This is a genomic window from Microcoleus sp. Pol7_B2, from assembly GCF_036701035.1.
Classification (GTDB): Bacteria; Cyanobacteriota; Cyanobacteriia; order Cyanobacteriales; family Microcoleaceae; genus Microcoleus.
The window spans coordinates 25,603-46,180 of sequence record NZ_JAUBQB010000057.1 but is presented as its reverse complement, the minus strand read 5'-3'; the positions used below and the strand labels follow the sequence as shown (position 1 = coordinate 46,180).

General features: G+C 46.1%; 18 protein-coding genes. 6 read left to right on the top strand and 12 right to left on the bottom strand.

Features of this window, described 5'->3' with window-relative positions; translation table 11 throughout:
* Positions 1-114: 114 nt before the first annotated feature.
* Positions 115-1,095, bottom strand: coding sequence for a cysteine synthase A (gene cysK / locus QUA57_RS20000; RefSeq protein WP_333063193.1), 981 nt, complete (start codon positions 1,093-1,095; stop codon positions 115-117).
* A gap of 18 nt (positions 1,096-1,113) precedes the next feature.
* Positions 1,114-1,551, bottom strand: a complete 438-nt coding sequence (locus tag QUA57_RS19995) for an Rrf2 family transcriptional regulator (RefSeq protein ID WP_333063195.1) — start codon at positions 1,549-1,551, stop codon at positions 1,114-1,116.
* 107 nt (positions 1,552-1,658) lie between these two features.
* Here QUA57_RS19995 and QUA57_RS19990 point away from each other — a divergent pair, with 107 nt between their 5' ends.
* Positions 1,659-1,892, top strand: a complete 234-nt coding sequence (locus QUA57_RS19990) for a hypothetical protein (RefSeq protein ID WP_333063196.1) — start codon at positions 1,659-1,661, stop codon at positions 1,890-1,892.
* Between the two features lie 341 nt (positions 1,893-2,233).
* On the opposite strand, the gene QUA57_RS19985 is transcribed toward QUA57_RS19990, so the two are convergent.
* The 4 genes from QUA57_RS19985 to QUA57_RS19970 form a co-directional block, all read right to left on the bottom strand.
* A complete protein-coding gene (locus QUA57_RS19985; protein ID WP_333063198.1) occupies positions 2,234-2,818 on the bottom strand; it encodes a Crp/Fnr family transcriptional regulator in 585 nt (194 codons plus the stop codon).
* An 87-nt stretch (positions 2,819-2,905) separates the two neighbouring features.
* The gene (gene cysE, locus QUA57_RS19980; RefSeq protein WP_333063199.1) at positions 2,906-3,637 is read right to left on the bottom strand and encodes a serine O-acetyltransferase; all 732 of its coding nucleotides are present in this window, start codon (positions 3,635-3,637) and stop codon (positions 2,906-2,908) included.
* 155 nt (positions 3,638-3,792) lie between these two features.
* Complete coding sequence (locus QUA57_RS19975; RefSeq protein ID WP_333063200.1) at positions 3,793-5,739, bottom strand: ATP-binding protein; 1,947 nt, start codon at positions 5,737-5,739, stop codon at positions 3,793-3,795.
* A 216-nt stretch (positions 5,740-5,955) separates the two neighbouring features.
* Complete coding sequence (locus QUA57_RS19970) at positions 5,956-6,987, bottom strand: sulfate/molybdate ABC transporter ATP-binding protein (RefSeq protein ID WP_333063201.1); 1,032 nt, start codon at positions 6,985-6,987, stop codon at positions 5,956-5,958.
* Positions 6,988-7,504: 517 nt separating this feature from the next.
* On the opposite strand from QUA57_RS19970, the gene gltD reads away from it, so the two are divergent.
* Positions 7,505-8,989, top strand: a complete 1,485-nt coding sequence (gene gltD / locus QUA57_RS19965; RefSeq protein ID WP_333063202.1) for a glutamate synthase small subunit — start codon at positions 7,505-7,507, stop codon at positions 8,987-8,989.
* Positions 8,990-9,280: 291 nt separating this feature from the next.
* Here gltD and QUA57_RS19960 read toward each other — a convergent pair whose 3' ends face one another.
* From QUA57_RS19960 to QUA57_RS19950, 3 genes are all read right to left on the bottom strand, one after another.
* Complete coding sequence (locus QUA57_RS19960) at positions 9,281-9,889, bottom strand: transposase (RefSeq protein ID WP_333063203.1); 609 nt, start codon at positions 9,887-9,889, stop codon at positions 9,281-9,283.
* A 189-nt stretch (positions 9,890-10,078) separates the two neighbouring features.
* Positions 10,079-12,640, bottom strand: coding sequence for a primosomal protein N' (gene priA, locus QUA57_RS19955; protein ID WP_333063204.1), 2,562 nt, complete (start codon positions 12,638-12,640; stop codon positions 10,079-10,081).
* Between the two features lie 79 nt (positions 12,641-12,719).
* Positions 12,720-13,790, bottom strand: a complete 1,071-nt coding sequence (locus tag QUA57_RS19950) for an ATP-binding protein (protein ID WP_333063206.1) — start codon at positions 13,788-13,790, stop codon at positions 12,720-12,722.
* Positions 13,791-14,145: 355 nt separating this feature from the next.
* On the opposite strand from QUA57_RS19950, the gene QUA57_RS19945 reads away from it, so the two are divergent.
* The 3 genes from QUA57_RS19945 to QUA57_RS19935 are packed head-to-tail and all read left to right on the top strand — an operon-like array spanning position 14,146 to position 15,559.
* The gene (locus QUA57_RS19945; protein ID WP_333063207.1) at positions 14,146-14,415 is read left to right on the top strand and encodes a hypothetical protein; all 270 of its coding nucleotides are present in this window, start codon (positions 14,146-14,148) and stop codon (positions 14,413-14,415) included.
* On the top strand, positions 14,405-15,349 hold the full coding sequence (locus tag QUA57_RS19940; protein ID WP_333063208.1) for a fused MFS/spermidine synthase: 945 nt from the start codon (positions 14,405-14,407) through the stop codon (positions 15,347-15,349). Before QUA57_RS19945 ends, QUA57_RS19940 begins: the two co-directional genes overlap by 11 nt.
* Before the next feature lie 39 nt (positions 15,350-15,388).
* The gene (locus QUA57_RS19935) at positions 15,389-15,559 is read left to right on the top strand and encodes a YqaE/Pmp3 family membrane protein (RefSeq protein WP_333063209.1); all 171 of its coding nucleotides are present in this window, start codon (positions 15,389-15,391) and stop codon (positions 15,557-15,559) included.
* Between the two features lie 142 nt (positions 15,560-15,701).
* On the opposite strand, the gene QUA57_RS19930 is transcribed toward QUA57_RS19935, so the two are convergent.
* On the bottom strand, positions 15,702-16,982 hold the full coding sequence (locus tag QUA57_RS19930; RefSeq protein ID WP_333063210.1) for a lipid-A-disaccharide synthase: 1,281 nt from the start codon (positions 16,980-16,982) through the stop codon (positions 15,702-15,704).
* A gap of 36 nt (positions 16,983-17,018) precedes the next feature.
* On the opposite strand from QUA57_RS19930, the gene QUA57_RS19925 reads away from it, so the two are divergent.
* Positions 17,019-17,495: an ankyrin repeat domain-containing protein gene (locus QUA57_RS19925; protein WP_333063211.1), complete on the top strand. Its 477-nt coding sequence runs from the start codon at positions 17,019-17,021 to the stop codon at positions 17,493-17,495.
* A 101-nt stretch (positions 17,496-17,596) separates the two neighbouring features.
* Here the strand turns inward: QUA57_RS19925 and QUA57_RS19920 are convergent, their stop codons facing one another.
* Entirely contained in the window at positions 17,597-19,162 is a 1,566-nt protein-coding gene (locus tag QUA57_RS19920; RefSeq protein ID WP_333063212.1) for a hypothetical protein, read from the bottom strand.
* A gap of 208 nt (positions 19,163-19,370) precedes the next feature.
* A complete protein-coding gene (locus QUA57_RS19915) occupies positions 19,371-20,444 on the bottom strand; it encodes a calcium-binding protein (protein WP_333063213.1) in 1,074 nt (357 codons plus the stop codon).
* Between the last annotated feature and the right edge of the window lie 134 nt (positions 20,445-20,578).

Below are 20,578 nucleotides of genomic sequence, written 5' to 3'. Positions count from 1 at the left end.
TCATTAGTGCTCTTCAGAGGACTTTCGCTTTGAGCCAGGGAATTAATTCCCTGGCGGTCTTTCGGGTTAAGCTGATAGCAATGTCGCTGTAATGAAGCTCGCCCCGACTACAATTTAATAATTGCTGACTAATGATTCGAGTTCGCGGACTGAAGGCAATTCTAAATCTTTGAACAAGACTGTACTGAGGTAGCGTTCGCCATAAGAAGGCTGCACAAAAACTATCAATTTTCCAGCATTTTCCGGGCGCTTGCCGACTTGAATTGCGGCATACAAAGCGGCGCCTGCAGAAATTCCTGACAACAATCCTTCTTCTCTGGCAAGTCGGCGGCTGTAGGCGATCGCATCTGCGTCGCTAACTGCGATCACCTCATCAATTAACTCGGGTTTCAACACTTCCGGGATGAATCCTGCACCAATCCCTTGAATTTTGTGAGCACCAGATTTACCTCCAGAAAGCACGGGGCTGGTGGCTGGTTCAACTGCGATCGTCCTAAAACTCGATTTCCGCTGTTTAATTACCTCAGCAACTCCAGTAATCGTACCGCCGGTGCCAACTCCAGCAACTAAAAAATCTACTTTACCCTCTGTATCTTCCCAAATTTCCTCGGCCGTGGTTTCCCGGTGAATTTTTGGATTAGCGGGATTGCGAAACTGTTGCAGCATGAAAGCGTCGGGGGTTTCTTCTACAATTTCTTCCGCACGGGCGATCGCGCTTAACATCCCTTCATGTCCCGGAGTTAATTCCAACTGAGCTCCGTAAGCTTTCAGCATCGATCGGCGTTCCGTACTCATCGTATCCGGCATAGTTAAAATCAGACGGTAGCCTTTTGCCGCCGCGATCATTGCCAAAGCAATTCCGGTATTGCCTGAAGTCGGTTCAACTAAAATAGTTTTTCCGGGTTGAATTAACCCCGCCTCTTCTGCAGCCTGAATCATGCTCGCGGCAATCCGATCTTTCACCGAAGCAGCCGGATTCATCCCTTCCAATTTGGCCACAATCTGAGCAACTACTCCTTCGGCTTGGGGAATTTTATTGAGCTGAACTAAAGGAGTTCTGCCAATTATTCCTGTAACATCCTTAGCAATTCTCATGGCTTAATTTCTCTCCATTTAAATGTAGTACATGGGATGTGCTTGTTTGCGAAGATCCCGCTGTTCGCACAAATCTTGTAATGTGTATTTGCCCAAAACTGCCCAAGATGCCTGTTGAGCTTCCTGCCAAATTTCTAGCACCGCAGTTTTTTCTATTGTTACAGATTCCGAAACTTTTTGGGTCGGGCCGCTGCCGTCGCCTTCGAGAGTCGAAAACACCTCTAGCAAAGTAATCTGCCAAGGCTCTTTAGCTAGCAAATAACCGCCTTTAGCGCCCCGCAGACTCTGGACAATACTTGCACGCCGCAGCACGGCAAGAATTTGGTCTAAATAGCGTTCCGGTATCTCTTGAGAAGCAGTAATTTCGTTTACTGTTAGGGGCGAATCCTTCGGGTGGTGGCTCGCCAGTTCCAAGAGGGCTAACAGGGCGTATTCTACTCTAGAAGATAGTTCCACATTCCCCACTGGCGATCGAGTTTAAATTGTACATTATATCATAGTACACAATTCCGGTAGGTGTACAGGTGTTAGTATATTTTTACAAAAACGGTTGGAGAAATCCCGTGAGCAACGTAAATGTAGGTTTAAGCTGTCGGCACTGTCAGTATTACGAGCAGCACGGGCACAGGGGCGGAAACTGCCTGATGCTAAGCGTGGGGGTACAGGGTGGGTGGAAAGCTTGCTCCTTCTTGGTTCCACCCTTTGCACCGTCTTGGGAAGACCCAGAAGCGGGTAGAGCAGGAGAGTCTCAAATGTTGCAGGGAGCGAGTATATTAAAGGCAATACCGCCGCCTTAAAGTAACTATTAAGTAGGTAGGTGGATATATGCTGTCTCATCGTTAAGTTTATTCATACTCACCTACTTAAGGGTAGTCAACAGGTGCGAGATATCGCATCTGTCGGCAGTGAGAAGAAAGAAATCAACCCAAAGAAAAAAGCAAGTGCGATCGTCGCCTTTGCTTTTGAACTTATTGACGAGTCGATGAAAAATTTAATTAACGCACATTCGAGACAAATTATTTTTTGTTTAGAAAACTGTGAATTTGCTCGAATATCGCATTGTCACCGAAAAAAATATTTCGACCGCATTCCTATCACCTACATCGGCGCCAGTAAACAATTAACAGTTAATAACCTTTTATATTTCGTAGTGCCAAACCTCGGAAGGTTGTAGAATAATCCGGTGGAGCGGCAGACGATCGATCAAGCCTTGCTGCTCAAAATGACCCAGGGTGCGAGTGACAGTTACGCGACTTGTACCGATGATTTCTGCAATGTCCTGATGCGTTAAAATCATATCGATAAGATGTCCTCGCTCTACCTCAGAACCAAACCTCTTAGCCAGCCAAGTTAATAGTTGATAGAGCATAAAATCAACTCTTTTGTAACCTCGCATTACCATAAAGTCTTCAGCCTGCTGAATGTGGTTGAGCAAAATATCTCTATTTAGCCAGCGATCGCCCGATAGCAAAATTGCCTCGACTTTAGTGAGGCATTCAATTTGAAAAGGATCGCATTTTGATATCGCTTTGCCGATCGTATCACCAGGCCCCCACAATCCCAAGGTGATAATTGTGCCATCTTCAAGCCACGTTACAGTTCGCACTACTCCACTTTCAATTCGCCACAGAGCATTGCTTCTGTTGGGCAAGTGCGAGCGGCGAGAAAATATATGTCTGCTCGTTTCATCAAAAGTTTTAGTGGAAAGAGAAGCAATAGTCATAGCCAGTTAGTGAAAGAATAAAAGTTAGTTTGTCCAATGACAGCAAGATAGTGTGGCTGGCAAAAATCTATATAAATTAAAGCTTTACTAGATTCCTGCACCGTCTAAAAACTGTGTAATGAATAAATCAGAAGACAGAAATAATTCATGTTTTTCGACCTCTGCTTGCTCTGATTGAGTTGTTTTGAGCGAAGATTGTTGAGATTTCAAAAAAGCAACCTGCTCTTCTAAATCCTTAATTCTATCGAACAAAGCTCGAATCGCTTGAGCTTCCAAATCCGGTAGACCTTGAGAATTTTGACCATCTTCCGCCTGCTTTTTCCGAGAGATAATGCGACCGGGAATTCCCACAACAGTGCAATCGCTAGGGACATCCCGCAGCACTACCGAACCCGCACCAATCCGAGCATTATTGCCAATTTGAATATTGCCTAAAACTTTAGCACCCGCTCCCACAACTACATTTTCTCCCAGCGTCGGATGCCGTTTTCCTATTTCTTTACCCGTGCCGCCAATGGTCGCTCCTTGATAAATTACAGCATAATCTCCAACGATCGCAGTTTCGCCAATTACCACCCCCATGCCGTGGTCGATAAACACCCCCCTACCAATTTTTGCTCCTGGGTGGATCTCAATACCTGTTAAAAAGCGGCTCAGTTGCGAAATCAAGCGGGGTACAAACGGCAGGCCAGCGGAATAAAGCCAGTTTGCTGTCCGGTGCAAAAAAAGTGCTTGCAGTCCGGGATAGCAAAATAATACTTCCAGCCAGTTGCGCGCCGCCGGGTCGCGTTCGTAAATAATTTGCAAGTCAGTGAACATATTTAGTCTCGCCGTGTTTTGGTTATACAGCCTCGGCACTGCCGACAATTTAAGCTGCTTTATGCAGTAGTGGTTGTGGCATTATTACATATAATACTGTAACTCGACCGAATTACAGTAGTTTATGAGAAAAAAATTTTCCTTCCCCAGCCTTTCTAAGCTGCCTCGGATATTTTCCGCGAAACAAACGGTACAGCTTGTCTGACTTCTTGCCGCAGCGGAATCTCGATCGAGAATTCCGTCCCCAATCCCGGCGTCGAATCGCAGCGCAGCGCACCCTTGTGCTTTTCTACGACAATTTTATAGCTGATGGACAGTCCCAATCCTGTCCCTTTTCCGACCGGTTTCGTCGTAAAGAAGGGGTCGAACAGCCGTTTTTTGACATTTTCTGCCATACCGGGGCCGTTGTCAGATATCCGCACAATTATTTTGTCAGGGGTTGAATATTCTGTGGTTATGGCGATCGCGATCGGATTGGCTTTCGCTGCTTTGGACCCGCGATCGAGGTTGTAACTCTCAAGGGCGTCGATCGCATTAGCCAGAATATTCATAAACACCTGGTTTAATTGTCCGGCATAGCACTCTACTAAAGGTAAATTGCCGTAGTTTTTAACAATCTCGATCGGCGGGCGATCGCCTGTAGCTTTCAGGCGACTTTGCAGAATTAGCAGAGTGCTGTCAATGCCTTCATGGATGTTAACAGGTTTCATTTCGCTTTCATCTAAGCGAGAGAAATTCCGCAAAGATTGGACTATTTGAACAATGCGATCTGCTCCTATTTTCATTGAAGACAGCAGTTGCGGCAAATCTTTGCTGAGAAATTCAAAGTCAGCCTTTTCTAAATAATCTAAAATTTCCGCCGGAGGGTATAAATAGTATTTTTGGTAGAGTTTTACCAACTCCAACAAATCGCTAGTATATGCGCTGGCGTGGTGGATATTGCCGTAAATAAAACTAATAGGATTGTTCACTTCGTGGGCGACACCAGCGACTAATAAACCCAAACTAGACATTTTTTCCTGCTGAATCAGTTGGCTTTGAGTTTGCTGCAACTCTTGCAAAGTTTGTTCAAGCCTTTGAGATTTAGCTGTGCGTTCTGCTGCTATTTTTTCAATTAAAGCGGTATAATTCCACAAGCTCATTAGATAAAGTGTCGCCGCCAAAGTTAAGATTGTCCCAAAAATTAAAACAGTCAAAGAACGCCAAAATCTTAGAGGATTAATGTACTCTGGCGTTAGCCGCAGTTGCAGCAACCACCTGCGATTTTCAATATTGAGAATGCGGGTGCAACTGCTGCCATCCGGGCAGTAAGCTCTTTCCCCAATTTGAAGTTGGTTTTTAATGTTTTCGTCGGTGACGATCCTTTTAGTCTTTGCTTCGTAAAAAGCGAGAAATCTTTCTGCTTCAGGAGCCATAGCATCTTGAAGATACACATTAACAAAGTTGAGTTCAGTTTCCTGTAAAGCTGACTTAACAATAGCATCAACGAGCAAAATTCCCAAAGCAAAACCTTTCAAATTTTCTGGATTTCTAGGAGGTAATTTTTGTGACCATTCGCCGCCGATGTCGCCAGCAGAAATTTGACTAAAAATTGGCATAAAGACGAAGACGCTTGGTTGATTTTGTGAAGACAATTTTTGGCGGTCAGTCGCGATAATTTCTTGTCTTTTGACGGCTTTTTCTAACGCTAGCCGGTTGGCAGTCAAATCTAAACCTAAATCTATTTCATCAGTCAGGAATTGCGGAGAGTCAGAAACACTGGGCAGCCAAGCGATCGCCTTCAGGCTCGGATGGCGGTACAGGGCAGAACCCACAAATGTCTTCATTTCTGGTTTTTTAACGCCGTCAAATACGCTGTAAAATGCTCCAGCAGCACGAATTATTTCTAAATTGCCGCTAACATCTCTCTGAATGTCTGTAGCTATTTTGTCTAGCCTGTCTTGCAGTTCGGCTTGCATGGATTTGTATTCCCAATTGTACGCAACTGAAGAGGCGATCGCAGACAGTCCAAATCCTGCACAAAGTGTTAATCCTGCCTGGAGGTAACGGCGATAACTAAGTAAAGTGCTAGTTGCTAAATTCTTGAATTTGTTAGCAGTCATATTCTTCACCTATCTTTTTTCTAGTTCTTCCAGCCTCTGCCTGGGATTTCTCGTTTTTCTCGTTCTCAGGCTCTGCCTGGGAATGAATTTCAGGAGGCTCTGCCTCCGGTTTGGAGCCACGAGACAGCATTACCAGGCACAAGCCTGGTAACGATGTGGGAGCAGTGTTTTGTAGAAGCGCCCGGATAGTATTTTGAGTAAGATGCAGTCGCTGATTTAAATTGAATAAGCAGGAAAAGTCATCGCGTGTTTGGGCTTGACGTAAACTTGCTGATCTCGCGTTAACTGTAGAGAATCGAAGCGCTCGCGACTGACGTAAGCTGTTACTACCTGCTCGGATTCTAACACTAACTCGGTTTGTATTTCCCGGCCTAAATGAATGATGCGGCTGACTTTTGCTAATGAAAAACCCGACTCCGGTTTAGTTTTAATTTCCACGTCGTGGGGGCGCAAAAACACTAATTCTGAATGAGCGGCGCCATTATGGCGAGGCGTTGGGGCGTGGCTGGCGAACAAACCCGCAGCATTCGAGAGTACATTGACAGGCCCAATAAAACTCATCACAAAAGCTGACGCCGGTTTGTCGTAAATTTCAGCAGGAGTGCCAACTTGTTCGACTCTACCTTTGTTCATCACCACAATTTCATCGGCTACTTCCATAGCTTCTTCTTGGTCGTGAGTCACAAAAACTGTGGTTATGTTAACTTCTTTGTGAAGGTTGTGCAGCCACGATCGCAATTCTTTGCGGACTTTAGCATCTAATGCTCCAAAAGGTTCGTCTAGCAGCAGCACTTTTGGTTGAACTGCGAGAGCTCTGGCCAAAGCAACCCGCTGCCGCTGGCCGCCGGAAAGTTGCGAAGGATAGCGATCGCCCAAACCTGTCAACTGCACTAACTCCAAAAGTTCATCAACCCGCCTGCTAATAGAACCTTTAGCAACTTTGCGAATTTCCATCGCAAAAGCAATATTTTTCCGAATAGTCATGTGTTTGAATAAAGCGTAGTGCTGAAACACAAAACCGATATGGCGTTCCTGCACCGACTGATGAGTAGCATTTTCACCCGTCAGGTAAATCTCACCGCTGTCCGGCGGTTCTAACCCCGCGATCATCCTCAGCAGAGTCGATTTCCCGGAACCGGAAGGCCCCAACAGCGCGACTAAAGATCCCCTTTTAATTTCCAAATTCACGTTGTCAATTGCGTGGAAGGAGCCGAAGTGTTTCGATACGTTCCGAATTGTAATGCTCATGAGTTTGTTTACCTATTTTTGGAGTTCCAAAAGTAAACTCCGCTTATCTGACAGATTTACAGTAGTATATCCTGAAAATAATATTTTGCAAGGTCTGTAACTTTTTGTATAGGATCTCGATGCCCTCCTGATGGGGACTGCGTTTCAAAGTTGAGGCTGGCGGGCCGTCCGAGTTAAGCCGTCAGCGTTTCGAGATGTGGCTGTAGCGGTAAATGCGATCGTCCCAGAATAAGCAATGCTGAAATTACGCAGAAACCGGGTTTGATGGACGAAAATACTGCATCAAAACCTTTAAAACCTTTAATCCGCGTAAAAAACCCGGTTTCTTTGCTGTCGCTCTATATTTTACGTCTGCCGACAATTCCCCGACTCCCGGCGATATTGAAGATTTCAGGTAGGAATTGCTCAATCTGAGGTGCGATCGCCCACAATTTATATGACAATAGTTAGTTCATAAGCATACAGGCTTCAGCTTTGACAAACTACCACAATAGTAAATTCTAACCAGAACACCACTATGGGAAAACCAACAGGCTTTATCGAATTCTTGCGCGAATTGCCCTCCGAACTCTCACCAGTCGAGAGAGTCCACAACTGGGACGAATTTCACCTACCGATGGAGGAGGACAAACTCCGCACCCAAGGCGCGCGCTGCATGGATTGCGGCATTCCGTTTTGCCACACGGGCACAATTATCAGCGGCATGGCAAGCGGCTGCCCGATTAACAACCTCATCCCCGAATGGAACGACCTCGTATATCGCGGACTCTGGAAAGAAGCCCTAGACAGACTCCATAAAACCAACAATTTCCCCGAATTCACCGGCCGCGTCTGTCCCGCACCCTGCGAAGGCGCTTGCGTGCTCGGCATCAACAACCCGCCGGTGACGATTAAAAACATCGAAGCCGCAATTATCGATAAAGGCTGGGATGAAGGCTGGGTTACTGCCGAACCGCCAGCCAAACGCACCGGCAAAAAAATCGCCGTCATCGGTTCTGGCCCTGCCGGTTTGTCCGCCGCCGCGCAACTCAACAAAGCCGGTCATTGGGTAACAGTATACGAAAGAGCCGATCGACCAGGCGGCCTGCTAATGTATGGCATCCCCAACATGAAGCTAGACAAAGAACAAGTCGTGATGCGCCGCCTCAAAGTCCTCGAAGACGAAGGCGTGACATTCGTCTGCAACACCGAAGTCGGCAAAGACTTACCAGCAGAACAACTGCTAAAAGAATACGACTCCGTTGTGCTCTGTACCGGCGCCACCAAACCTCGCGACTTGGACATCCCGGGCCGGGAATTAAAAGGCATCCATTTCGCAATGGACTTCCTGACAGCCAACACCAAAGCACTTTTAGACAAGAGCACCAACGATAACTTCATCTCCGCCGAAGGCAAAGATATCGTGATTATCGGCGGCGGCGACACCGGCACCGACTGCGTGGGCACCTCCATCCGCCACGGCTGCAAAAGCCTGGTACAGCTAGAAATCCTGCCGAAACCGCCCTCAGAACGGGCGGCCAACAATCCCTGGCCCGAATGGCCGAAAGTCTACCGCCTCGACTACGGCCAAGAAGAAGCAGCAGCCAAATTCGGCGACGACCCGCGCGGCTATCTCACCACGGCGACCAAGTTCGAGGGCGACGAAAACGGCAATGTCAAAGCCGTGCACACCGTTGAGGTGGAGTGGACGAAAAACGAGAAAGGCCAGTTTATTCCGAAACACATCCCGGGCACGGAAAAAGTGTTGCCGGCACAGCTTGTCTTGCTAGCGATGGGCTTCCTCGGCCCGGAACAGCCTTTGCTGGATGCGCTGGGATTGGAACGGGACGCGCGCAGCAACGTGAAAGCCGAGCACGAAAAATATACAACCAGCATTCCGGGAGTTTTCGCGGCTGGTGACTGTCGCCGGGGACAAAGTTTGGTGGTTTGGGCGATTAACGAAGGGCGCGGCGTGGCCCGGGAGTGCGACCTTTATCTGATGGGGAGCACTGATTTGCCTTAGTTGCCCGAGCGGGAGCGGGTTTATTAGATTGTTGGTTTCTAACATAAATGGTTGGTAAAACCCGCCCCTACGATCCGCTGTAGGGGCGGGTTTTACCAACAATATTTGATGAATACAAACAATCTATAAAAACCCGCCCCCACCCAACCAATAACCCAGATTAACCTGATGTTCGATCGCATAAAAAAATGTAGATTCGGATTTACCGTTGGGCGGGGCGGGTTTATTATATTGTTTTTTTAGGCATAGAGGGTTGGTGAAACCCGCCCCTACAAATCCATCGACATAATATTACATGACGATCGACTGTATATAAGATTTACCATTCCATTCGATCGCCAATGGACTAGATTCATTAATTTTGACTAAATTATGAGGATACAATTCATCTTTTCCCCACACCAAAGGATTATTAATTATATATTCGCGAATGGCAAATAATGATTCTTCATTGCGGATGATATGTTCGTAATAACCGCGCTGCCATACCGATACGCCACTCACATATCGCATTTGGTTAATTCGCCGTGCTGAAGATGTTTTCAAACCCCGCACAATTTCCGACAAAGGATGGATTTTTGATTTTATCAGCCCCAATTTATGTGATTCTGTATAATTTGTTTCTGGGCTGCCTTTCAAAACAATAATTCCATGAAGGTGATTTGGCATCACAATAAAATTGTCTAATGCTACGTTTTGGTAACGTTTGGGAAGAATACTCCAATTGAATAAAACAGTTTTACCATAGGGACTCAATTGCATTTTATCATTAATAACTTCGCCGAATAAACATTCGCGCTGCCAACTGCAAATAGTGATAAAATAAGCGCCGGGAGTCCTATAATCATATCCTGGTAGGCGAATTGAGCGGCGGTGGTGTTTGTTGCGATCGTATTTCATAATTTTGTCCCCATAAAACATTTGTTCGTTGGGCGGGGGCGGGTTTATTAGATTGTTGGTTTCCGCCATAGATGGTTGGTGAAACCGTGAAACCCGCCCCTACGATAACTGGTAGGGGCGGGTTTTACCAACCATATTTGAGGCTGACTAACAATCTATATAAACCCGCCCCCACCCCACCAATAAGCCTCAACCAAAATTCAACGGATCGACATCAATAGTTAAACTAACAGAACGCGGCGTGCGATCGCGCAATCCGATCAAATCCGACAAATCCACCGACTCATCCAAAGGCAACTTCAACAAAATCTGCCACCGATACCGATTTGCCACCCGCATAATCGCCGCAGGTGCAGGCCCCAACAACTCACACCCCGGTACAGACAATCGCTCAATATACTCCTGACAAACCGACGCCAATTGTACCGCCGTCACCGCCACTTCTGCCGCATCTACACTGCTCAATCGCAACAATACCAGCCGCCCCGAAGGTGGATAATTCAGCGCTGCTCTTTCTGCTAATTCGGTTTCCACAAAATCTGCATATTCGTGCCGCCTAACTGCTTGAATTACCCGGTGTTCGGGAGTGTAAGTTTGAATAATTACCCGCCCCGGATCGTCGCCTCTGCCCGCACGGCCCGCGACTTGAGTTAATGTTTGAAAAGCTCGTTCGCTGGCCCGATAATCCGATAAGTTCAGCAACCCATCAGCAGACACAACTCCCACCAATGTGACTCCAGCTAAATCTAACCCTTTCGTCAGCATTTGCGTACCCAACAAAATGTCAGCTTCCCCATTGGCAAATTGCGTTAACAATCGGCGGTGATCGCCCTTATTTCTAGTCGTATCGCTGTCAAACCGAATTGCCCGCAATTCTGGAAATAATCTCGTTAATTCCTGTTCGACTCGCTGAGTACCGCTGCCAAAGTTTTTGAAGTAAGGAGAACTGCATTCCGGACAGTTTTGGGGGTGTCGTTCCGTGTGGTTGCAGTAGTGACAGCGCAATATTTCTGCGGTTGCTTCGCCGACGTGGTGATAAGACAGGGAAACATCGCAGTTCGGGCATTCCATCACATACCCGCAACTCCGACAAGACACAAAGGTACTGTGTCCTCTTCTGTGAATAAATAGAATACCTTGCTGTTGTCTAGCTCGCAATTGTTCGAGGGCGTTTTGCAGGGAAGCGCTGAAAATTGAGCGGTTCCCTTGCCGCAATTCTTGGCGCATATCGACTATTTCCACAGGCGGCATCGGGCGCGAATAAATGCGATCGGGCAATGATAAATAATGGATATTTGGTAAGGAATAATAATCTCTTCGCGTCCCGACAAAAGTCTCTAAAGCTGGCGTTGCGGAACCTAAAATTAAGGGACAATTTTCTAATTCGGCGCGCCATTTGGCAATGGTGCGGGCGTGGTAGCAGGGGGCTCGTTCGTCTTGTTTGAAGCTGCTGTCGTGTTCTTCATCGAGGATAATTAAGCCGAGGTGAGGTAAAGGCGCAAAAATCGCCGATCGCGTGCCGATGACAATTTGCAATGTTCCAGTCAGCATCTGACGCCATGTATCGTAACGTTCGCCCTCGGATAGAGCGCTGTGGTACACGCAAATTTGCTCGCCAAAACGGGCTCGGAATCGATCGGTAAGTTGTGGTGTGAGACCGATTTCGGGAACGAGTACGAGGGCGGATTTGCCGCTGGCTAAGATGGGGGCGATCGCCTGCAAATACACTTCGGTTTTCCCGGAACCTGTAACGCCGTGCAGCAGCACTTGACGGAATCCCGAAAAAGAGTTAATAAACGCTAAAGCTTCAGCTTGAGAATGAGTTAAAGTCTTCGGTGAATCCGGCAATTGAGCAATTCCGCGATCGCCCCTGAGCACTTCCCTTTGATCGATAACAACACAGCCTTTTTCTTCTATTTTTTTGACTACCGAAGGACTCGCGCTGCAAATTCTCAGCAAATCGTTCAGCCACATTTCACCGCCACCCCGGCGCAAAACTTCCAATACTTCTTGTTGCCGCTTGGTTAAATCTGTGACAAATGCACTAGCAATTAATGTCACTGCAGGTTTGAGTTGTGGTTTGGGAGTATGGGGAGGTTCTACATAACTTTCTACCCAACCGCGTTTCAATAAATCTTGCAATCCCCGATAGCTTCCCTTGACTTGCCCCTGGAGATATTTCCAAGCGTAATCGCCGTTTTTTTGAGCTTGCAGCAACTGTAAAATTTGACTCGCGGCGGGATTGAGAAATGTTTCGGCATTCGGAGAAATTGCGTCCTTAATTAAGCGAATTCGGCGCACGGAACGGCTTAACAAACCGGGCGGCAGGGAGGCTCTAATTACTTGAATTAATGGTGTGCAATAATAAGTGGCAGTGCGTTCGAGTAATTCCCAGTAAGTCGGTGGGAAAAATCCCGTACTGACAACATCTTCGACATCTTTAACTCGCGCCGGATCTAAGTCTGGCTGCAGTTGAGAAATGAACCGAATCGCGATCGCGCCTACCTGTTGACTGCCAAAGGGTACACTCAAAATATCCCCTGGTTGCACGGTAAGTTCCGCAGGTAAACGATAGGTAAATAACTTATTTTCCTCCCCAGCGGAGTCCCCCGCAACCCTGAAAGGAGAGTCCACCAATACCTCGATCCACTCTGCCCGCACGGTGGGGCGCTGTGGCGGTTCGCTGCTGCCGTAGGATGCCCCGGCCTCTGCCGCTATAGGGGTTGACAAACCAAAAGTGACAGTAGACATAGGGTTGCACATCAAACTAGGAGGAGCCGCGGTCAAAGGGAGTTTTCATTATCCCTCAGTTTAGCTCGATCGATCGATCTTAGCTGCGGGAATTGGCGATCGGAATCTCGATCACCAATTCAGTCCCTTCTCCAATTGCGGAGATGCACTCCAACCTCCCGCCGTGTTTGTCCACAACAATCTGATAGCTAATTGACAATCCCAAACCCGTCCCGTGACCAACTGTTTTGGTGGTAAAAAACGGATCGAAAATTTTCGCTTTTACAGCTTCATTCATTCCCAGACCATTATCTTTGATACTAATTCTTGCCAAATTTTCGGAAATAATAGAAGTAGTAATGCTCATCTGGATAGGGTTGGCTTCTATCTCGTCCAGTGAAGAGTTTTGCTCTCGCTCCCGCAGGGCATCCACAGCATTATTAATGATGTTCATAAACACCTGATTTAATTGCCCAGCATAACACTCTACCTTGGGCAAAGATCCATAACTTTTAATAACTTTTATAGCCGACTGACCTGGTTTTTCTTTAGTTAAATGCTGCAAAATTAACAAGGTGCTGTCAATTCCTTCGTGAATGTTAACTGGTTTCTTTTCACCTTCATCTACCCGCGCAAAGTTGCGTAAAGTCAACACAATTTCGCGGATGCGCTCGGAGCCAACTTTCATTGACGAAAGAGTTTTCAACAAATCTTCGCGCAGAAAGTCGAGGTCAATTTTTTCCAGAAAAGCTTCAATCTCTGCATCTATTTCGGGATAGCGATCCTGGTACATGGCGAGCAATGTTAAAATCTCGCCTGCGTAGTCATTGACATAGGTAATATTGCCGTAGATGAAGTTAACGGGATTGTTGATTTCGTGGGCAATACCAGCTACCAAAATGCCCAAAGCCGACATTTTTTCGGCTTCGATCAATTTGAGCTGCGTTGTTTGCTGATTTTCCAGAGCTTTTTCTAGTGTAGACATTTTTGCTTTTAAAATATTTTCGGAATATCTAAATTCCTCTGTGAGCTTTTTTAGCAAAGATTCTTTTTTTTGATTAAGGGCTTGTAATTTGCTGCGTTCGGTTTCCGAATTTTCGAGTTTTTCCCGCAGAAGTCGATTTTCCTTTTCCAGCTCTTTGATTCTTTTTTCCCAGTCTCTTGGTTCCATCGGCTATTATTTTGAAACTCTAAATAGTGTCAGAACAGTTTTATTAGAAAATTTAGTTGCACCCTTTACCTAGTTACAATTTTGGAACAAATCGCCTCGCCAATTGTGTCCGAAAATTTCAACAGTTCCTTTATTTTGGTCGATCTAAAAATCTTATCTAAGATACCTTCATAATGTCAACATATTAATAACAAATCTGGTTAAAACCGATCGCTACTTTTATTCAGAGTTCTCGCATTTGCAGGGTTTTCATCCGATTATTGGTAAATAAGCAGGGCGATCGCAAACTTATAAAGGCGGGCCCAGCGCGAAAAATTGCCCGATTCAGACAACCTTTGTACAAAACCCGTCGGCAATGCAAAGCGAAAATATTAAATGTGAGTGCGATCGACCGGGGGCGACGGGAAAAGTGCGATCGGCTGGGCGCGCGATCGCCCACAAGCAATCTCAAGTAACAAGCTCGTTGCTCTCTCCCAGAACGCAATCACACTATAGCATTGCTGAGAAATCTCGCTTTAATGTGTCGATCGTACTCACACACCCGCACCATTTTGTGCTAATAACTACTACTTGTGACAACATCGACACAGCCGTTTATATTTGGAGAGTAATTGATGTCAGGTAGCGAAGTTCGTGCCGATTTTTGGATGAGCGAGTACATTACCCCTTGGGATATTTACGTTCACGGCGTCATCGCGGTGCTCGCTTACAAGAAAACAGCCTATCAAGAAATGTATGTCGTTCAGACCGGTACTTACGGCAAAGGCTTAGTTTTAGACGGTAAGTGGCAATCTTGTACAGGCGACGAGTTTCTGTACCACGAACCCCTAGTGCACCCAGCCATGATTTGTCACGGTTCACCCAAAAAAGTCCTCGTTCTCGGCGGCGGAGAAGGAGCTACAATTAGAGAAGTGCTGCGCTGGAAAACAGTTGAAAAAGTCGTGATGATCGACATTGACGGCGAAGTAGTAGAAGCTTGCCGCGAACACCTGCCCGAAATGCACCAAAATGCCTTTGATGACCCCCGCTGCGAAGTAGTAATCGGCGATGCTTTGGACTATTTAGATAAAACTGACAATGATTGGGATATTGTCATTTCTGACTTGTCCGATCCCATTGAAGAAGGCCCATCTTTCCAGTTGTTTACCAAAGAGTATTTTGAGAAAGTTCGCAAGGTAATGTCGCCTAACGGATATTTCGTAGTGCAAGCGGGTCCAGTTTCTCCGGCAGAAATGAAAATGCACGCTCGCATTGTAAATACCCTGAAATCTGTTTTCCCCAACGTTCAATCCTGCACCAGCTTTATTTCTACTTACGGAGCTCCTTGGGGTTTTGCCGTAGCTTCAACTCAAGAAATAAATACGCGGCCCGAACCCGAAGTTACTGACAAATTACTCGCCGAGAAAACAACAGGCGGTTTGCGGATGTTGGATGGGATTACGCTGTTGGGATTGATGCAAGTTCCCGGTCACTTGCGGCAGGTAATCGCCTCGGAAACAGAAGTTTACACTATGGCTGCACCGCCTAAGTTTTTCGGGAAAGGCTCTGTCAGTCAGTGAAGTTAAATTGAAAGAGAAAACTTGTTGGGAGTAACTGAGATGAACAATTTAATTCGCATAGTCGCTGCCATTTTTCTTCCCCCCCTGGGCGTATTTTTGACTGTCGGCATCGGTACTGATTTTTGGATCAACCTGGTTCTCACGTTTTTGGGCTTTATTCCCGGCATCATTCACGCTGTTTGGGTGATTGCTAAGCACGATCGACCTTAACTTGAGATCAAATCCAGTTTTGGGATAATAAATAGGCAAGAGAAAATAAGTTTTCTTTTGCCTGTTTCCACCAATTAATCTGTATTAAATCTGCGTTCATCCGCGTTTATCTGCCGACATCTGCGGTTAAAAATAAAAAAATCTAATTCTTATGACAATTAGATTGCACCTCAATTTCTTCACAAACCAACTCAGCAATTTTTTTCGCGGCCCCCGATTCTCCTCGAACCGCACGCAAGCGATCGCCTATTTGTGCTAATTTTTCAGGATGGCTCAAATAGTCGATCGCCAATTGAGCTATTACCTTCGGTTCCAACTTTCCAATTAACTCCGGCACAATCTCCTCCTGTGCCCAAATATTCGGCCAAGCATAAAGCTTTCCCTTTCCCAATTGCCAGATTAGCCAATTAATCGCAGTCGCAAAAGCTGAACCGACTAACGGCAAATTTGCCAGCAATCCCGGCAAACCATCCCAAGCTTTCATCGCATCCAATTGCTGCGTCGGAATCAAAACAATCATCGGTACGGCTAACGAACCCAATTCGGCAGTATTCGCTCCCACAGTAGTTAAACACAGGCTGCATTCTGATAGCAAATCGTAGGCTGGCGTCTGCGTCCAAAGTTCTACTTGCAAGTTATTTGCTGTCTGCAAAAACGGTCGTTCTGTTAAATGAAGTTCGGCGCTGGCGTTTTCAAATAAATGCAGGCAGGGATTTTGTTCAGGGTCTGCAAAACCTGCTAGAGTTTGCACATCTATGGTAGGAGCAACGGGAATTACAAAGCGAGTATCAGGGCGGATGCGGTGGATGGATTGGGCGATCGACAAACATAACGGTACACCTAAAGCTAATTTTGCCGCTTTAGAACCGGGCAACAATCCAATTAATTCTATTTTCCGTAGGGGCGGTGCCCCCGTACCCGCCCTGCCCGATTTCCCGTTCCCTACTTCGGCGATCAAATCTCCGACAACTGTAAATTTCTTAGCATATTTTTCGGGAATTTTAGCAAAAACTTCCGGTTTCATCGCCGCAAATTTGTCAATCCAGCGATACCACCGCGCGTCCCATTCAGCATAAATAACAGTGCGATATTTTAGCCTTTTGCCAATAACAACCGTAAAAAATTGATCGCCGCCTAAAAATAAAACAACTCCTGTTTCGTGCCAATCCCAATTTTCAGCAGTTTTGCCAGATAATAGGAATGGAAAAAAATGCTCCGGCGCCTGCACTCTGTCCACTTCTGGGTAGGAACAGGCTATTTCTGCTTCTTTCCCGGTGGCGTGCGGACAGGGGGACAGCACTACGGAGATTCGCGCTTGAGTGCCCGCGTTTCGCAATTGCTCGCGCAAAGCTTGCACGGCGGGACGCACCCAAGTTGCCAATTCTCCGGGGCCGTTGGAGAGGATTAAAATATCGACTGTCATAGGATTTAATATTTGAGAGGATACAAGGGAGAATTTATGACAGATTTAATTAATGCCGTCAAGACGGGTGATGTTGCGGCTGTAGAAAGTGCGATCGAACAGCGTGCAGATATCAATGTCAAGGATGAGGAAGGCGCGACGGCTTTGACGACGGCGGCTGAGGCTGGCAATTCGGCGATCGTCAAAAAATTGCTGGCTGCAGGTGCGGATGTCAACAGTCACGATAATGACGGGTGGACGCCGTTAATGAGTGCCGCTGCTGCCGGACATACCGAGATTGTACAGCTTTTGCTGGAGGCGGGGGCGGATGTGAATGCTAAAACTAATTTTGGTTTGACGGCTTTGATGAGTGCAGCAGGTAGCGGGCGCACTCAAGTTGTGGAATTTTTAATCGATAAAGGAGCTGATATCAAAGCTAAGGATAATAATACTTGGACTGCGTTAATTTGGGCGTCTTCGGAGGGTCACAAAGATACTGTTGAGGTTTTGAAGCTAGCGCGCGATCGGGCTTAAATATTTAGAAACCCGGTTTTTTGGAGAAACTGGGTTTCTGATTAAACCCAGTTTCTGAGAGTCTGTGCGTAAGTCCTGTTAAAATTCAATCAACCTGGTTTCTAGCCCAGCAAGAAAGGACTCTGGGCAAGTTCGGTGCTAGGAAATGTCAGTTGTTTCAAATTTAAGTTCGCACCTCCCTCAAGAATTGCAATTCTATCTCCTGCTGTTGAGATTACTAAATCTGCACCCACAGGAGATATTTGATAGTTACTGAGTTGGCCTGATAGCTGGAGTACATCTCCCTGACTGGGGTTGAAGTCGCGAATCCGAGCCTCCCCCGGGCCTAAATACAATTCTACAGTGCTGATGAGGGAGCTAGTACTCGATCGCGGACGTTCGTAAGCAAAAATAAAAGTATCAGCACCTTCGCTGCCAATCAAGGTATCAAATTCGTTGCTACCGTAGCTCAAATAACGGCCATCAAAGTCAACTCCAATAATTGTCGATTTTCCCTTGCCAAAAGCAGTCACAACATCATTCCCCGAAGTCCCGACAAAAGTTGCAGAGCGATTTGTTTCAAATTGCCCAACTTTTGTATACTGATCGAGACCTGAAGCAAAACTTCCTGCTTGAACAGCCGCATCAACATCGGGATTGTTTGCTAAATATCCAGCTTCCCAAAAGTTATCCAATACAGAAACTCGATCGAAAATCAAGAAATCAGGTTCCTGATTTTCTAGAAACGGCATATTCGCAACACCCTCGACTTCAGCAATCACTGGGACAATCCTAGAGCTTGGTAGTCCCTCAATCTGAAAATTTCCAGAAGCGTTAAACCGATAATTGTAGCCGCTTCGCGTTCCCGCTACGCGGATCTTATCGGCTTGCGGGTCAAAGTTTTTAATCGTAGCTGCGCCACTGGCGACGATATACGAGAGGTAGAATTGATTATCCTTCACACCGAGAACGAAAGTATCACTACCTTGACCGCCAATGAGCGTATCGCGATCGTTACGAGGGGGTCTGTTTTCATAAACTCTATTTCCCGCTGCATCTAAAGATACTTCAACGCCAGTGATTTCAACTTTTCCTACACCAAATCCCGTTACAATGTCAGTGTCTTTAGTCCCGACAAATGTAGCCGATCGCGCTGGCTCAAATTGTCCAAATTTTCGGTAGTGTTCCCCACCTGTTTTGAAAACTCCCGCCTTGACTGCTGCTGCTACATCGGGGTTTTTCAGCAAGTATTCGGGTTCAAAAAAGGTGTTCGCATAAAGACCTTCTTTGGCTCCGAATTTGATAAAGTGTTCCAAACCAGATTTGAAAGTGCCGTTCTGTACAAAGGGCACAAGTACAGGGTATCGTTTTAAATAAAATGCTTCGTCGTAGTCAGGTGATACTTGGGTGCGGCCTTCATCGTAACCAAACTGGATAAAGTGGTCTAAACCAGAGGCAAAAGGCGCGTTTGGATTGTTGGCGCTACGAACCAAGCGAGCAATATCTGGATTTTGAGATAGATAGGTTTCTTCGTCAAAGTACCGCGATACTTGGGTCAGGCCGCCGGCTTGACCGGACTTTTCAAAGTGTTCTCTGCCGGATTTTATAATTCCTGCATCAATAGCTGGTTTCACCCAAGGATATTGCGAAAGGTAGTATTTTTCGTCAAAAATGTCATAGTTAGTCATAAGTTTTTCTCCAAGCTTAGTCTGCTTACTTGTCGGTTAAACTTGATCCACTATAACTAACTCTACTAATTCAGTATGTCAAGTTAATTATTATTAAGCCTGTTTTATTATTTTTAAGGCAAACACAAAAGTACGATCGCCCTTTTTGCGAATGTGCGATCGTACTCCCCAGCAGCAATCAGGCAAATCCCCACTAGCTTAGAGATTTCTAGCCAAGTAGAGATAGAGAAACTCTAGATTCTGGTAATAGATTCAACTTGAGATTTCCGCCGCCTTCAATAACAGCGATCGTGTCAAAGCTACTAATTCCCGAACTTCCATCTGGAAAGTAGACGAACAAGCCGTTCGTTTGGATAGCTAAATCTCGATTGTTGTTGATGGGAAATATCAAAAATTTATCTAAAGAAGGTTGGATATCGCTTGTTGCTAGCTGAATGGTATCCTGACCTTGGGTAAAGTTCCGAATTGTAGCAAAACCCGGCCCGATATATAACTTTGTTGGGGAACTGTATAGCTTACCACCACCGCCTACTAAAAGGTCTCCGAGCATGAATTTATCGCGGCCGCTACCGCCAGTGAGAGTATCGAATTCATTACTGCCCTCACTTTCATAATTTCGGCCGGGGATGGAAAAGCCATCACTGTTTGCAACATAACCTACTTCAACTCCAATTAATTCGGTATTTCCCACCCCAGCACCGGTAATGATGTCATTTCCAGAAGTTCCGATAAAAGTCGCAGAGCGGTTGGGATCGGAAGTTCCGAAATTGAAGTAGTGTTCGCGACCTGTTTTCAAGGCTCCAGAGTTAACAAACGGCACAATATCGGGGTTTTTCAGTAAGTATTCCGTTTCAAAAAATGAAGTCCCAAACTGACCGTCTTTGATGCCGAATTCAATGAAATGCTGGTAGCCGTTTTTAAAAGTTCCATTCTCAATAAACGGCTGCAACTGTAGGTTATTTGCGAGATAAAACGCTTCGTCATACTCAGGCGATACGCGAGTGCGACCTTCTTCGTAACCGTATTGGATAAAGTGGTCTAGGCCCGTCGCAAAAGGTGCATTTGGGTTGTTGGGGGTGCGGACTAAGGCAGCGAGATCTGGGTTGCCAGCGAGGTAAGTAGCTTCGTCTAAATACCGCGATACTTTAGTTAAGCCGCCGGCTTGACCGAATTTTTCAAAGTGTTCTAATCCCGATTTGATGACTCCTGCATCAATGGCTGGTTTGACCCAAGGATATTGAGCAAGATAGTATTTTTCGTCAAAAATTGCGTAACTAGCCATGTTTTTCGACTGCGGCTTTAATGAGCTGTTTATGCAATTTATCAATCATCAAGAACTGACACAATACCCGATAGGGTGATTTTTCCCAAGTTCAGTAGGGTGCGTTATTAACGCACCTACCATGTTAATTGAGA

Coding starts and splice junctions, on each gene's coding strand:
- QUA57_RS19915 (WP_333063213.1), bottom strand. CDS start 20,444: ATGGCTAGTTACGCAATTTTTGACGAAAAATACTATCTTGCTCAATAT.
- cysE (WP_333063199.1), bottom strand. CDS start 3,637: ATGTTCACTGACTTGCAAATTATTTACGAACGCGACCCGGCGGCGCGC.
- QUA57_RS19925 (WP_333063211.1), top strand. CDS start 17,019: ATGACAGATTTAATTAATGCCGTCAAGACGGGTGATGTTGCGGCTGTA.
- QUA57_RS19935 (WP_333063209.1), top strand. CDS start 15,389: ATGAACAATTTAATTCGCATAGTCGCTGCCATTTTTCTTCCCCCCCTG.
- QUA57_RS19970 (WP_333063201.1), bottom strand. CDS start 6,987: ATGAGCATTACAATTCGGAACGTATCGAAACACTTCGGCTCCTTCCAC.
- QUA57_RS19950 (WP_333063206.1), bottom strand. CDS start 13,790: ATGGAACCAAGAGACTGGGAAAAAAGAATCAAAGAGCTGGAAAAGGAA.
- QUA57_RS19975 (WP_333063200.1), bottom strand. CDS start 5,739: ATGACTGCTAACAAATTCAAGAATTTAGCAACTAGCACTTTACTTAGT.
- priA (WP_333063204.1), bottom strand. CDS start 12,640: ATGTCTACTGTCACTTTTGGTTTGTCAACCCCTATAGCGGCAGAGGCC.
- QUA57_RS19920 (WP_333063212.1), bottom strand. CDS start 19,162: ATGACTAACTATGACATTTTTGACGAAAAATACTACCTTTCGCAATAT.
- QUA57_RS19985 (WP_333063198.1), bottom strand. CDS start 2,818: ATGACTATTGCTTCTCTTTCCACTAAAACTTTTGATGAAACGAGCAGA.
- QUA57_RS19960 (WP_333063203.1), bottom strand. CDS start 9,889: ATGAAATACGATCGCAACAAACACCACCGCCGCTCAATTCGCCTACCA.
- QUA57_RS19930 (WP_333063210.1), bottom strand. CDS start 16,982: ATGACAGTCGATATTTTAATCCTCTCCAACGGCCCCGGAGAATTGGCA.
- cysK (WP_333063193.1), bottom strand. CDS start 1,095: ATGAGAATTGCTAAGGATGTTACAGGAATAATTGGCAGAACTCCTTTA.
- QUA57_RS19945 (WP_333063207.1), top strand. CDS start 14,146: ATGCAAAGCGAAAATATTAAATGTGAGTGCGATCGACCGGGGGCGACG.
- gltD (WP_333063202.1), top strand. CDS start 7,505: ATGGGAAAACCAACAGGCTTTATCGAATTCTTGCGCGAATTGCCCTCC.
- QUA57_RS19940 (WP_333063208.1), top strand. CDS start 14,405: ATGTCAGGTAGCGAAGTTCGTGCCGATTTTTGGATGAGCGAGTACATT.